The organism is Microbacterium sp. (genome assembly GCF_031179285.1).
Taxonomy (GTDB): Bacteria; Actinomycetota; Actinomycetes; order Actinomycetales; family Microbacteriaceae; genus Microbacterium.
In genome coordinates this window covers 1-13,566 of the sequence record NZ_JAPSHY010000030.1, presented here as the reverse complement: position 1 = coordinate 13,566, position 13,566 = coordinate 1, and the positions used below count along the sequence as shown (strand labels likewise).

General features: G+C 65.0%; 12 protein-coding genes. 6 read left to right on the top strand and 6 right to left on the bottom strand.

Annotated features, from left to right (window positions below; genetic code table 11):
- Window positions 1–310: 310 nt before the first annotated feature.
- The 6 genes from rsmG to rpmH are packed head-to-tail and all read right to left on the bottom strand — an operon-like array spanning window position 311 to window position 3,378.
- Complete coding sequence (rsmG, locus tag RIN18_RS14915) at window positions 311–937, bottom strand: 16S rRNA (guanine(527)-N(7))-methyltransferase RsmG (protein ID WP_309104774.1); 627 nt, start codon at window positions 935–937, stop codon at window positions 311–313.
- A 31-nt stretch (window positions 938–968) separates the two neighbouring features.
- Entirely contained in the window at window positions 969–1,463 is a 495-nt protein-coding gene (locus tag RIN18_RS14910; protein WP_309104773.1) for a R3H domain-containing nucleic acid-binding protein, read from the bottom strand.
- Entirely contained in the window at window positions 1,460–2,533 is a 1,074-nt protein-coding gene (gene yidC / locus RIN18_RS14905) for a membrane protein insertase YidC (protein ID WP_309104772.1), read from the bottom strand. Before yidC ends, RIN18_RS14910 begins: the two co-directional genes overlap by 4 nt.
- A gap of 3 nt (window positions 2,534–2,536) precedes the next feature.
- Entirely contained in the window at window positions 2,537–2,887 is a 351-nt protein-coding gene (yidD, locus tag RIN18_RS14900; protein WP_309104771.1) for a membrane protein insertion efficiency factor YidD, read from the bottom strand.
- Window positions 2,884–3,234 (bottom strand): ribonuclease P protein component, encoded by a 351-nt coding sequence (gene rnpA, locus RIN18_RS14895; RefSeq protein WP_309104770.1) that lies wholly within the window; start codon window positions 3,232–3,234, stop codon window positions 2,884–2,886. Before rnpA ends, yidD begins: the two co-directional genes overlap by 4 nt.
- Window positions 3,235–3,240: 6 nt before the next feature.
- Entirely contained in the window at window positions 3,241–3,378 is a 138-nt protein-coding gene (rpmH, locus tag RIN18_RS14890; protein ID WP_045278552.1) for a 50S ribosomal protein L34, read from the bottom strand.
- A gap of 316 nt (window positions 3,379–3,694) precedes the next feature.
- On the opposite strand from rpmH, the gene dnaA reads away from it, so the two are divergent.
- The 6 genes from dnaA to gyrA all read left to right on the top strand — a co-directional run.
- The gene (gene dnaA / locus RIN18_RS14885) at window positions 3,695–5,086 is read left to right on the top strand and encodes a chromosomal replication initiator protein DnaA (RefSeq protein ID WP_309104769.1); all 1,392 of its coding nucleotides are present in this window, start codon (window positions 3,695–3,697) and stop codon (window positions 5,084–5,086) included.
- Between the two features lie 419 nt (window positions 5,087–5,505).
- Entirely contained in the window at window positions 5,506–6,648 is a 1,143-nt protein-coding gene (gene dnaN / locus RIN18_RS14880; protein ID WP_309104795.1) for a DNA polymerase III subunit beta, read from the top strand.
- Between the two features lie 329 nt (window positions 6,649–6,977).
- Entirely contained in the window at window positions 6,978–8,234 is a 1,257-nt protein-coding gene (recF, locus tag RIN18_RS14875) for a DNA replication/repair protein RecF (protein WP_309104768.1), read from the top strand.
- Complete coding sequence (locus RIN18_RS14870) at window positions 8,227–8,730, top strand: DciA family protein (RefSeq protein ID WP_309104767.1); 504 nt, start codon at window positions 8,227–8,229, stop codon at window positions 8,728–8,730. Before recF ends, RIN18_RS14870 begins: the two co-directional genes overlap by 8 nt.
- Before the next feature lie 118 nt (window positions 8,731–8,848).
- Window positions 8,849–10,921: a DNA topoisomerase (ATP-hydrolyzing) subunit B gene (gene gyrB, locus RIN18_RS14865; protein ID WP_309104766.1), complete on the top strand. Its 2,073-nt coding sequence runs from the start codon at window positions 8,849–8,851 to the stop codon at window positions 10,919–10,921.
- A 168-nt stretch (window positions 10,922–11,089) separates the two neighbouring features.
- The coding region (gene gyrA / locus RIN18_RS14860) for a DNA gyrase subunit A (RefSeq protein WP_309104765.1) at window positions 11,090–13,566 on the top strand (2,477 nt) is incomplete at its 3' end.

The following is a 13,566-nucleotide window of genomic DNA, read 5'->3' as shown; positions in this document are numbered from 1 at the left end:
GAAGAGAACTGAGGGACATGTTTCACGTGAAACATCACAGCCCACAACTCGCGCCCCGTCATCACTCCCCCTCCGCACGCAGTCGTCGAGTGAAGCGAGACGCTGATCTCCCCTCCCACCCCAATCCACGGTGCGCTCGACGATCACCCTGCCGCGACGGAACGGTAGGGCGGAGGGGTGGCCCCGGGAGTGAGCATCGGGAGGGGCCCGCGAAGCGGGAAGGAGCCCGCTCTGCGAACGAAGAGGACACTCCTGCGCCCGGCATCCTCAGAGACAAACCTCACGCGCAGCGTTTCACGTGAAACACTCACTACCCGCGAACAACCGCCCGCACGACCCGGGTGGTCTCCGGCAACACTCCCTCGCCGAGAACCTCGACGCGTACCCGCGACAGCCGGAACTTCTTGATCTGCTTCTGCGCGGCGTCGATCTCGTTCGCGGCGTTCATGCCCTTGAGCAGTGTCAGCTCTCCCCCGTCTCGCACGAGTGGAGCGGTGATCGGGATGAGTGTGCGCAGTGCACTCACAGCCCTCGCGGTGACGACGTCGAATCCTTCGGGGCGTCGCACTTCCTCGGCACGTGCGCGCACGACCTCGACGTTGGTCAGCGCGAGAGCGGCGACCTGTTCGTTCAACCAGGTGACGCGCCGTTCCATCGGTTCGATGAGTGTCCACCGGACGTCGGGGCGAGCGATGGCGAGCACGATGCCGGGCAGTCCCGCACCGGAACCGATGTCAGCGACGGAGCCCGAGAACAGTGGGGCTGCGATGACACTGTTCAAGATGTGACGAGTCCACAATCGCGGCAGCTCGAGCGGGCCGATGAGTCCGCGCTCCTCACCCTCGCGCGCCAGAGCAGCGGTGAATGCACGCGCCACCTCGATGCGGTCACCGAACAGTTCAGCCGCGATGGCCGGTTCGAGCTCGACGTCGCTCACGACGGCTCCGCCCGGTGTTTCACGTGAAACATCAGCGACGACGCAGGACCGTGTGGCGGTCAGCACCTTCGCCGTACGACTCCGAAACAAGCCCTCGCTCGGCGGCCACGTCGTGCACCAGCTTGCGCTCATAGCTCGACATCGCCGGCAGCGATGCCTGCGTGGCACCCTCATCCAGCTTCGCCGCCGCGGCGTCGACGAGGGTCTCGAGTTGGCGACGTCGCACATCGCGGGATCCGCCGATGTCGAGGATCAGGCGCGAGAACGAGCCCGTCTTGTTCTGGACGGCGAGACGTGTGAGTTCTTGCAGCGCCTGCACTGTGTCGGGAGCCGAGAGCAGCGACAGTCCGTCGCCCTCGGCCTCGACCGAGACATACGCGCGGCCCTGACGGACGTCGAGGTTCAGGTCGCCGTCGATGTCAGCGATGTCGAGCAGCTCTTCTAGGAAGTCCGCGGCGACGTCACCTTCATTCTCGAGCTGCGCCACGGTGGGCTCGATCTGCTCGGTCATGCTCTCCGAGGTCATGAACCGCTCCCCTTCTTCTTCGCACGCTTCTTCCCGATCGGCTGCTGACGCTTCGGTGTCTGCGCCTTGGCGCGCTCGGCCTCTTCGAGCAGTCGCCGCTGCTCGGCCTCGTACACCGACATCGGAACCACCTTGCCCGACGAATCGATCGCCTTGCCCTTGCGCGCCAGTCGCTCCTCACGCGCCTTGGCCGCCTCGGATCCAGGGGTCGGCATCTCGCGGATGACGAGGAACTGCTGACCCATGGTCCACAGGTTCGAGATGAACCAGTACACGACGACGCCCAGCGGGAAGAAGACCCCAGAGAAGATGAAGCCCAGCGGCAGGATGTACAGCATGATCTTCTGCATCTGGTACGCCTGGCCGGTCTTGGCCTCGGGCGACAGGTTCTTCGATATGATCTGCAGCTGAGTGAAGAACTGCGACGCGATCATGAGCACGACCAGGGTCGCCAGAAGCACGATCGCCGTGACGTTCTGCGCGTCGACCGCGGCACCCAGAGTGTCGTGCAGCGAGACGGTGCCGAAGAGCTTGGCGTCGTAGAACTCCTGCGTGAGTTCGTTGTTGAGCAGACCGACACCGCTGAAGTCCGGATTGATCCGAATCTTCTGCACATCGTTCAGCACGCTGAAGAGCGCGAAGAAGATGGGCATCTGCACCAGCAGCGGCAGGCAGCTCGACATCGGCGTGGTGCCGTGCTTCTTGTACAGCGCCATCGTCTCGCGGCTCATCGCCTCGCGAGAGAGCTGATCCTTCTTACCGCGGTACTTTTCCTGGACTTTTCGCAGTTCAGGAGCAATTTCCATCATCTTCCGCTGGCTCTTGATCTGCTTCACGAAGAGCGGAATAAGGGCGGCTCGCACGACGATGACGAGACCGACGATCGAGAGTACCCAGGTCAGGCCAGATGCCGCGGGCATGCCCATCGTCGTGAACAGCCAGTGCCACGCGACGAGGATGAGTTCGACCATCCACTTCAGCGGCCAGAGGATCGTGCCCAGCAGGTCGAAGCCGCCGGCATCAGCCGGGGGGCTTGGCGTGGTGCTTGCGAACAGAAGGTCGAGACCCACCGATCAGTCCTTTCGAGCGGGAACGACGAAACCGTGCGCGGTCAGGTCGTAGCGGAAGTGTTCATGCGGTCGTACATCATCGACGCCACCGCGAGTCCAGGGATTGCACCGCAGGATGCGCCAGGCCGAGAGCAGTGTTCCCCGCAGAGCGCCGTGCTGCTGCACTGCACCTACAGCGTAAGCGGAACACGACGGATAGTACGCACAGACGTCTCCATACAGCGGTGAGATGACCTTGCGATACCCGGTGAGGAAGCCGAGCACAAGATTGCGGGGGATGAGAGGGATGCCGCGAATGAGGTCTCGCGGCTGCATCCGCGCCGTTCCGATCGACGACGAAGGCAGCGCGGTCACGGGGTCGTCCGCTCGGGGACGAGTCGGCCGAGACACCGGTTCACATCGGCGCTCAACTCGGTGAAAGTCGCCGTGGCGGATGCAGGAAGGGCACGGATGACGACATCCGTGCCCTCGGGAACGCGGTCGAGTGCGGCCGCGCATACCGCCTTCAAGCGGCGACGCACGGTGTTTCGCACCACAGCGGTTCCCACTTGCTTGCTGATGATGAAGCCGAACCTCGCGGCCCTGTTCTCGCCCGTCGGCAGCATCGAGGTGACGACGCGTGCCCCGCCACAGCGAGACCCACGACGAACCACCTGTCGGTAGTCGCTCCCGCGGGTCAACCGATACGGGCGGGCGAGCACAGCGGACTACGCGGAGAGCTCGGTACGGCCCTTCGCGCGGCGGGCAGCGAGGATGCCGCGGCCGGCGCGGGTACGCATGCGGGCACGGAAACCGTGCTTCTTGGCACGACGACGGTTGTTGGGCTGGAAGGTGCGCTTAGTCATGGAATCACTCCGGGAATGCTGCCACCGGGTTCAGTTCGACCGGAGACATGGGGAACTGCCGAAAAAGGCATAAGTCAACCGACTAAGGGTACGTCTTGCCAGCGCACAGAGCAAATCTGCGCGCTGTCAGCGGCGGAAGGCGAACCGATCCGCACAGCCATTATCCACAACCTGAGAAAGACCGGCGTGCGCAACACGCGCGCGGATTTCCCGGGCAGGTTGCCGTTCCCAGCTGCGGTGACTACGGTGGCAACCGAAGTTATCCACAGGGGGGCCGTGTGTCTTGGACCCTCCGCGATCGTCCGTCCGGAGCACCATGTCCTCACCTGCCCAGCCCGATGTTCCGATCTGGTCGACAGTGCAGGAGCTCCTGGCGGATGACGACCGAGTGACCCCGCAGCTGCAGGGCTTCCTCAGCCTCGCCGTGCCGGCCGGCGTCATGGGAGCGACCCTCTACCTCGACGTGCCCAACGATCTGACAGCCGCGCAGATCAACAAGCGCCTCCGTCTGCCGATCATGGAGGCGCTGTCGCACATCGGAGACGAGGTCACCTCCTATCGAGTCGTGGTGAACCACGAACTGATCGAGCAGCAGACCGCTCCGATCGCCGTGGCCGACTTCGGTCGTCCGGAACAATCTCGCGCCGAGTCGCCGATGGAGCAGCCGACGCCGATCCGGCACGAATCGCGCCTGAACCCGAAGTACACCTTCGACAACTTCGTCATCGGTCAGTCCAACCGCTTCTCGCACGCCGCTGCGGTCGCCGTCGCCGAGGCCCCCGCGAAGGCATACAACCCGCTCTTCATCTACGGAGACTCCGGACTCGGCAAGACCCACCTCCTCCACGCGATCGGCGACTATGCGCAGTCCCTGTACACCGGGGTCAAGGTGCGCTACGTCTCGAGCGAGGAGTTCACGAATGACTTCATCAACTCGATCGCCAACAACCGCGGTGCCGCGTTCCAGGCGCGCTATCGCGATGTCGACATCCTCCTCATCGACGACATCCAGTTCCTTCAGGGCCGCGCCGAGACGCAGGAAGCGTTCTTCCACACCTTCAACACGCTGCACGACCACAACAAGCAGGTCGTGATCACCAGTGACGTCGCGCCCAAGCACCTCACCGGCTTCGAGGACCGGATGCGGAGCCGCTTCGAGTGGGGTCTCATCACCGATGTGCAGGCGCCCGACCTCGAGACGCGTATCGCGATCCTCCGGAAGAAGGCGCAGAGCGAGTCGCTTCACATCCCCGACGAGGTGCTCGAGTACATCGCCACCGTCGTCTCCTCAAACATCCGAGAACTCGAGGGGGCTCTGATCCGCGTCTCCGCGTTCGCCAGTCTCAATCGATCGTCGCTCGACATCTCGCTCGCTCAGACCGTGCTCCGCGACATCATCGATACGGCGGAAGACAACATCATCTCGCCGACCGACATCATCACGGCGACCGCGCAGTACTTCAAGCTGACGATCGACGACCTGTACGGCTCCAGCCGTTCTCAGCAGATCGCCACCGCGCGCCAGATCGCGATGTACCTGTGCCGTGAGCGCACGAGCCTGTCGTTGCCCAAGATCGGCCAGTTGTTCGGCAACCGCGACCACACCACCGTGATGTACGCCTACAAGAAGATCAGCGAACTCATGAAGGAGCGGCGCTCGATCTACAACCAGGTGACCGAGATCACCACCCAGCTCGGCCGTCGCTGATCGACGCATCGCCCTACGGGTCGTCTTCGTGCCCGCAGTAGATGCCTCTATGCACATGTGGATAACTTGTGGATGAAGGGCCGCGGAATCGGGACGGATGTGGGTGAAACGGGGGAACCTGTGGATAACTGCCTCGGGCATCGGAGTCGCGTCACACGCCTCAACCCGCGGATTCCTCAGCGATTCCACAACTGACAGCCGTGTAGTTCCCTACTCGCGTCTGCTTTCCACCGACTTATCCACAGAATCCACAGCGGTTAACACCGTTAAGGAGTTAACCCTTTGGAATCGCGATCCGATCACCAGAACGGGCGGAAACCCCGGCGTAGGGATCGGCCGGAGTGTGGGGCTAGCATGGGAAGCCCTGCACAGGGAACGATGATGACGGCATGTCAGAGAACGATGACAAGGGAGCACCCGTGAGGTTTCAGGTCAACCGCGACGTCTTCAGCGAGGCTGTGTCGTTCGTCGTCAAGCTTCTTCCTCAGCGCAATCCTCAGCCGATCCTGGCTGGCGTGCTCATCGAAGCGGACGGGGCGGGGCTCACTCTCTCCGCCTTCGACTACGAGGCGTCGGCGCGAACGACCATCGAGGCCACTGTCGACACACCCGGCACGATCCTCGTCCACGGCCGACTTCTCTCCGACATCGCCAGCCGCCTGCCGAACGCTCCTATCGAGATCGCGGTCGAAGACGACGGCGGCATCGCCGTCACGTGCGGTTCCGCCCGCTTCACCCTGTCCGCCATGCCCGTCGAGGAATATCCGTCGATCCCGGAGGTCGCCGGTTCCACCGGTGTGGTTCCCGGCGACGAGTTCGGCACCGCCATCGCTCAGGTCGGCTTCGCCGCATCCCGCGACGATGTGACTCCCGTGCTCACCGGTGTGCAGCTCGAGGTGTCGGGTCACAGCCTGAGCCTCGTCGCCACCGACCGCTACCGGGTGTCGCTACGGGACGTGCCCTGGGACGGCGAGACGACCGAGCAGTCCGCACTGGTCCCAGCCCGCACCCTCCTCGAGGTCGGCAAGACCTTCAGCCACGCCGGCACGATCCAGGTCGCGTTCTCCGGCGCCGGAGAACGCGAGATCATCGCGTTCACGGCCGGCAACAAGACCGTCACGTCGTTGCTCATCAAGGGAAACTTCCCGCCGGTGCGCAGGCTCTTCCCCGAGCAGACGGATCACTACGCCGTGGTCAACACCGCCGACCTCATCGAGGCGGTGCGTCGTGTCTCGCTCGTCCTGGACCGAGCAGCCCCGCTGCGCTTCACGTTCACGAGCGAGAGCGTCACCATGGACGCCTCCGGCAACGAGCACGCCCGCGCTTCGGAGTCGGTCGATGCGATCCTCTCGGGTGGCGACGACGTCACGCTCGGCCTCAACCCGCAGTACCTCATCGAGGCGCTGGGTGCCGTGAAGAGCGAGTTCGTCAGGGTCACGTTCACCTCGAGCGACAACGCCAACAAGCTCAGCCCGGTCCTCATCACGAGCCAGACCTCGGTCGACCAGGCCGGTTCCGACTCGTTCAAGTACCTGCTGCAGCCGAACCTCCTCCTCCGCTGACCCGAACTTCTGCGGCCAAATCCACCTTCCGCGGCCAAAGATCGCAAATTTCCCCGCAGAACTTCGTTGCTCCCGCAGAACTTGGCGCCAATCCCGCGCCTCGGGCGCAGCCGCCGAGCGAAGCGAGGCGCTGCCCCATCTCTCCAAAAACGTCCCCGGTGTCAGCCGTCCCGGCAAGAAACGTCAGGGTTCACGGATGCTCGCGGGAGTGAGCATCGGGAGGGGCCCGCGAAGCGGGAGGGTCCCCGCTCTGCGAACGAAGCGAGCCTCCCTGAACCCGTTGCTGAAGCACCCAACCACTGTCAGACCCGAAAGGTAGGCTGACCCCCGTGATTGTGGAGCACCTGAGCCTCGTGGACTTCCGCAATTACGCGACGGCCGAACTGTCCCTGCACCCGGGTCCGAACGTGCTCGTCGGGCGCAACGGTCAGGGCAAGACCAACCTCGCCGAGGCGATCGTCTTCCTCGCGACACTGGGTTCTCACCGGGTCTCCGCCGATGCCCCCATGGTGCGCGACGGTCACGAGTTCGCGATCATCCGCGCCCGGTTGTCGCACGGCGAACGCAAGGTGCTCGCCGAGGTGCAGCTGAACCGGCAGGGCTCCAACAAGGCGCGTATCAACGGGTCGCCGTCGAAGACCGCCGACCTTCCTCGCTATGCGCATGTCGTGCTCTTCGCCCCGGAGGACCTGCAGATCGTCCGCGGAGATCCGTCCGCCCGCCGCCGGTTCGCCGACCAGTTGCTCATCCAGCGCACGCCCCGCATGGCGGCCGTGCTCGGCGACTACGACCGTGTTCTCAGACAGCGCACCGCCCTGCTCAAATCGGCGCGGGCGCGCGGCATCCGCGGTGAAGGACTCGCGACGCTCGATGTGTGGGACGACAAGCTCGTCGCCCTCGGCTCCGAGATCATCGCTGCACGGCAGCGGCTCGCTGCCGACCTGCAGGAACCGGTCGCCGCGGCGTACGCGGCCATCGCGGGCGAGGATCACAGGCCTCAGCTGGAGTGGGCGCTCTCGGTGCGCGGCGGAGATCCGGAGGAGGGTGAGGATGCCGCATCCGCTGAGGAGAGCTCCGCGCTGACCGCGACTCGTGGTGCCGAATTGTTCCGCGCGGCGCTCCAGGCCAAGCGCACCCAAGAGCTGGATCGGGGCTTGACTCTCGTCGGACCTCATCGCGACGATCTCATCCTGCGGGTGCGCGATCTGCCCGTGAAGGGGTACGCGTCGCACGGCGAATCGTGGTCGGTGGCCCTCGCTCTTCGTCTGGCCTCGGCCGAGTTGTTGCGCGACGAATCTCCGGCGGGTGACCCGGTCCTCATCCTCGACGATGTCTTCGCCGAACTCGACTCCGACCGACGGCAGCGTCTTGCCTCGCTCACAGCCGGCTACGAGCAGGTGCTCGTCACCGCAGCCGTCGAAGAAGACATCCCGGCTGTCCTTCATGCCCACGTCGTGCGTATCGTCGCGGGCACGATCACGGACGAAAGGGCAACGTCCGTAACGCCCATCCCCGCCGACACGGGTGCCACGGCATCCGCTGTTCCGACCGCGACGACCGAGATCGGGGAGGAGCCGGATGCCTGAGCCGACCGGTGATGCTGCCGTCGACATCCCCGAGACCGTCGCGACCTATCTGCGACTGCGGGGCTTGAAGCCGAGCTCGAAGTCGTGGAAGCGAAAGCGCCGCATCGCCGACGATGACGAGAACGCTCCCTTCACTCCCGGGCGCGATCCCGGCGCGCTCGGATCGGTGCTCGACAAGCTCAGTCGCGACTCCGGGTGGCAGATCACCCTCGCCCGCGAAGACCTGGTCCGGCAGTGGGCGGATCTCGCCGGCGCCGACACCGCCAAGCACTCCGAGCCGGTGTCGCTCGAGAACGGCGTGCTCACCGTCAAGTGCGACTCGACGGCGTGGGCGAAGAACCTGCAGTTCATGCGCGCGACCATCCTGACCGAGATCGGCCGGCGGTACCCGGACGCCGGTGTCGAGAACCTCCGTTTCATCGGACCGGACGTTCCCTCTTGGAAATGGGGTCCCAGAGCCGTCCCAGGGCGCGGCCCACGCGATACCTACGGGTAGGGCACCATGCGGAGGGTCCGAAGCGATTACAGGGCCACACGCGGCCGCTGAGCCGCATTTCGAACCGAAACCCCGCTAGACTGGGAGTTCGTGATATCGATGTGGAGAATGCCCTCTGATGACGCCTGAATCCCCCGCAGACGAGCCGGAATCGACCACCGGGGGAACCCCCGCACCCGAGAGCACCGCATCCAGTCGCCCGGCCAAGCAGCCCGGCGAATACGGCGCCGATGAGATCCAGATCCTCGAAGGGCTCGAGGCGGTTCGCAAGCGCCCCGGCATGTACATCGGATCCACCGGTCCGCGTGGTCTGCACCACCTCGTCTACGAGATCGTCGACAACTCCGTCGATGAGGCTCTCGCCGGCTACTGCGACACGATCCTCGTGACGCTGCTCGACAACGGCGGCGTCCGCGTGGTCGACAACGGCCGCGGCATCCCCGTCGACCCGCACTCGTCCGACCCGACGAAGTCCACCGTCGAGGTGGTGCTCACCATCCTCCACGCCGGTGGCAAGTTCGGCGGCGGTGGCTACGCCGTCTCGGGTGGTCTACACGGTGTCGGCTCGTCCGTCGTGAACGCGCTCTCGACGCGCTTCGACGTCCGCATCAAGCGTCAGGGACACGTCTGGCGTCACAGCTTCGCCGACGGTGGCGCTCCGCAGCAGGCCCTTGAGAAGGGCGAGGCGACCGACGAGACCGGAACCGACATCACCTTCTGGCCGGACCCCGCGATCTTCACCGAGGGTGTCGACTTCGACTACGAGACGCTGCGGACCCGCTTCCAGCAGATGGCGTTCCTGAACAAGGGGCTGCGCATCGAACTGCGTGATGAGCGCACCGGTCACACCGAGGTCATCGAAGACGAGGGCACCTCGATCGAGAAGCAGCGCGGCGACGTGTTCCTTTACGAGCGCGGTCTCGTCGACTACGTCGAGTACCTGAACAAGGTGCGCCACGCCGAGGTCGTGAACGACGAGATCATCGCATTCGAGTCAGAGGACACCGAGCGCAAGATCTCGCTCGAGATCGCGATGCAGTGGACGACGTCGTACACCGAGAATGTCTTCACCTACGCGAACACCATCAACACGCACGAGGGCGGCACTCACGAGGAGGGTTTCCGCGCGGCGCTGACCACGTTGGTCAACAAGTACGCACGCGCGAACAACATCCTCAAGGAGAAGGATGACAACCTCTCGGGCGACGATGTCCGCGAGGGGCTCACCGCGGTCATCTCCATCAAGCTCGGCGAGCCGCAGTTCGAGGGCCAGACCAAGACCAAGCTGGGTAACACCGAAGCGAAGGCGTTCGTGCAGAAGATCGTGGGCGATCAGCTCGGCGACTGGTTCGATCGCAACCCGGTGCAGGCGAAGAATGTGATCCGCAAGGCGATCGACGCGGCGACCGCACGACTCGCTGCGCGCAAGGCGCGTGAGACTGCGCGCCGCAAGAGCGTCTTCGAATCGGCCGCGATGCCCGACAAGCTCAAGGACTGCACGAGCAAGGACCCGTCGATCAGCGAGATCTTCCTCGTCGAGGGAGACTCTGCCGGCGGATCCGCCGTGCAGGGTCGCGACCCGCACACCCAGGCGATCCTGGCGCTTCGCGGCAAGATCCTCAACGTCGAGCGCGCGCGCCTGGACAAGGCGCTCGGCAACAAAGAAGTTCAGGCGATGATCCAGGCCTTCGGCACGGGCATCGGCGAGGACTTCGACATCGAGAAGGCCCGCTATCACAAGATCGTTCTGATGGCGGATGCCGACGTCGACGGCCAGCACATCACCACGCTGCTGCTCACCCTGCTGTTCCGCTACATGCGCGGACTCATCGAGGCCGGATTCGTCTACCTCGCGATGCCGCCGCTGTACCGGCTGAAGTGGTCGAACCAGCCGCACGAGTACGTGTACTCGGATGCCGAGCGCGACGCCCTGCTCAAGCACGGCCTCGACAACGGTAAGCGCATCCCGAAGGACTCCGGCGTGCAGCGCTACAAGGGTCTGGGCGAGATGAACGCCAAGGAGCTGTGGGAGACCACGATGGATCACACGACGCGCACGCTTCGTCAGGTGACCATCGAGGATGCCGCGGCTGCCGACGAGATCTTCAGCGTGCTGATGGGTGAGGACGTCGAGTCTCGTCGCGGGTTCATCCAGCGCAACGCCAAGGACGTCCGCTTCCTCGACATCTGATCCCTTTACTACACACACACGCGAATCGGAGGCTGCCACCACGCATGACGTGAGGACGCAGGGATGCCGCGGAGCGAGCATCGGGAGGGGCCCGCGAAGCGGGAGGGTCCCCGCTCTGCGAGCGAAGCGGCATCCCGGAGTCCGGTAGCCAAGACAGAATCGAAAGACATGACTGACGAAGAACGCCCCGTTCCCGAGCACGAGCACGGCAAGATCGACCAGGTCGACCTGCAGTCCGAGATGCAGCGCAGCTATCTCGACTATGCGATGGCCGTCATCGTCGGTCGCGCACTGCCCGATGTGCGTGACGGGCTCAAGCCCGTGCATCGCCGCGTGATCTACGGCATGTACGACGGCGGGTTCCGTCCCGACAAGTCGTTCTCCAAGTGCGCCCGCGTCGTCGGCGAGGTCATGGGTCAGTATCACCCTCATGGCGACACCGCGATCTATGACGCCCTCGTGCGACTGGTGCAGCCGTGGTCGCTGCGCTATCCGCTTGCGCAGGGGCAGGGAAACTTCGGCTCTCCGGGGAACATGGGCGCCGCCGCCCCTCGATACACCGAGACGAAGATGGCTCAGCTCGCTCTCGAGATGGTGCGCGACATCGAAGAGGAGACCGTCGACTTCACCGACAACTACGACGGTCAGACCCAGGAGCCGACCGTCCTGCCGTCGCGGTTCCCGAACCTGCTCGTCAACGGCTCGGTCGGCATCGCGGTCGGCATGGCGACCAACATCCCTCCTCACAACCTGCGCGAGGTGGCGGCGGCAGCTCTCTGGGCACTCGACAACCCGGATCTGCCGCGCGACGAGCTCGTCGAGGGCCTCATCCAGCGCATCCCGGGCCCCGACTTCCCCACCGGCGCGCAGATCCTCGGCTCCAAGGGCATCCATGAGGCCTATCGCACCGGGCGCGGATCCATCACGATGCGCGCGGTCGTCGGCGTCGAGGAGATCCAGGGGCGCACGTGCCTGGTCATCACCGAGCTGCCGTACCAGGTGAACCCCGACAACCTCGCGGTGAAGATCGGTGACCTCGCTCGTGACGGCAAGATCACCGGCATCGCCGACATCCGCGACGAGACGAGCGACCGCACCGGCCAGCGTCTCGTGGTCGTGCTCAAGCGGGATGCCGTCGCCAAGGTCGTGCTCAACAACCTCTACAAGCACACCCAGCTGCAGGACAACTTCGGCGCGAACATGCTCGCGATCGTCGACGGTGTGCCGCGCACGCTCGCGATCGACGGCTTCATCACGTACTGGATCGCACACCAGATCGACGTGATCGTCCGCCGCACGACATTCCGTCTGGCCAAGGCGGAGGCGCGCATGCACATCCTGCGCGCCTACCTCAAGGCGCTCGACGCGCTCGACGAGGTGATCGCCCTCATCCGCCGCTCCCCCAGCGCCGACGAGGCTCGCGAAGGGCTGAAGGCCCTGCTCGACATCGATGACGACCAAGCGCAGGCGATCCTCGACATGCAGCTTCGCCGGCTCGCGGCGCTCGAGCGTCAGAAGATCCTCGATGAGGCCAACGAGATCGAGGCGAAGATCACCGACTTCAAGGCGATCCTCGCCGACGAGATGCGCCAGCGCACGATCATCCGGGAAGAGCTCACCGGGATCGTCGACCGCTTCGGTGACGACCGCCGGACCCAGATCCTGCACGGCTTCGACGGCGACGTCTCGATGGAGGACCTCATCGCCGAAGAGGAGATGGTCGTCACCATCACCCGTGACGGGTACATCAAGCGCACGCGCAGCGACAACTACCGCTCGCAGCACCGCGGCGGCAAGGGCATCAAGGGTGCGCAACTGCGGGCAGACGACATCGTCGAGCACTTCTTCGTCACCACCACGCATCACTGGCTGCTGTTCTTCACCGACAAGGGTCGCGTCTACCGGTCGAAGACATACGAGGTGCCGGAGGCCGGTCGCGACGCGAAGGGCACGCACGTCGCCAACCTGCTGGCCCTCCAGCCCGATGAGAGCATCGCTCAGGTGCTCGACATCCGTGACTACCAGGTCGCCGATTACCTGGTGCTGGCGACTCGCGACGGTCTGGTCAAGAAGAGCCGCCTCGGCGACTACGACACCAACCGCCAGGGCGGCGTCATCGCCATCCGGCTGAACGACGAGGACGAGCTGGTCAGCGCGCTGCTGGTGAACGCCGAAGACGACATCCTTCTCATCAGCAGCCGCGGCATGTCGGTGCGGTTCCAGGCGACGGACGAGGCGCTGCGCCCGATGGGCCGGGCGACAGCCGGCGTGAAGGGAATGAAGTTCCGTGAGGGCGACAGCCTGCTGTCGGCATCCGTCGCAGCCCCCGGTCGCTTCGTGTTCGTCGTCACCGACGGCGGCTACGCCAAGCGCACCGCGGTGGAGGAATACCGTGTGCAGGGCCGCGGCGGGTATGGCATCAAGGTCGCCAAGCTGAACGACGATCGGGGCACTCTCGCGGGGGGTCTGATCGTCGCCGAGGACGACGAGGTCTTGGTGGTTCTCTCCAGCGGCAAGGTGGTACGCTCTGCCGTGGCCGAGGTGCCCGCCAAGGGCCGAGACACCATGGGAGTGGTGTTCGCACGGACGACGGAAGCCGACCGGATCCTCGCCATCGCCCGCAACGGTGAGCGGGGCCTCGCCGA

What these genes read in the sequence shown, in the direction of transcription:
- RIN18_RS14910 (WP_309104773.1), bottom strand. Translation starts at nt 1,463, where the DNA reads ATGACCTCGGAGAGCATGACCGAGCAGATCGAGCCCACCGTGGCGCAG.
- rpmH (WP_045278552.1), bottom strand. Translation starts at nt 3,378, where the DNA reads ATGACTAAGCGCACCTTCCAGCCCAACAACCGTCGTCGTGCCAAGAAG.
- dnaA (WP_309104769.1), top strand. Translation starts at nt 3,695, where the DNA reads ATGTCCTCACCTGCCCAGCCCGATGTTCCGATCTGGTCGACAGTGCAG.
- RIN18_RS14870 (WP_309104767.1), top strand. Translation starts at nt 8,227, where the DNA reads ATGCCTGAGCCGACCGGTGATGCTGCCGTCGACATCCCCGAGACCGTC.
- gyrB (WP_309104766.1), top strand. Translation starts at nt 8,849, where the DNA reads ATGACGCCTGAATCCCCCGCAGACGAGCCGGAATCGACCACCGGGGGA.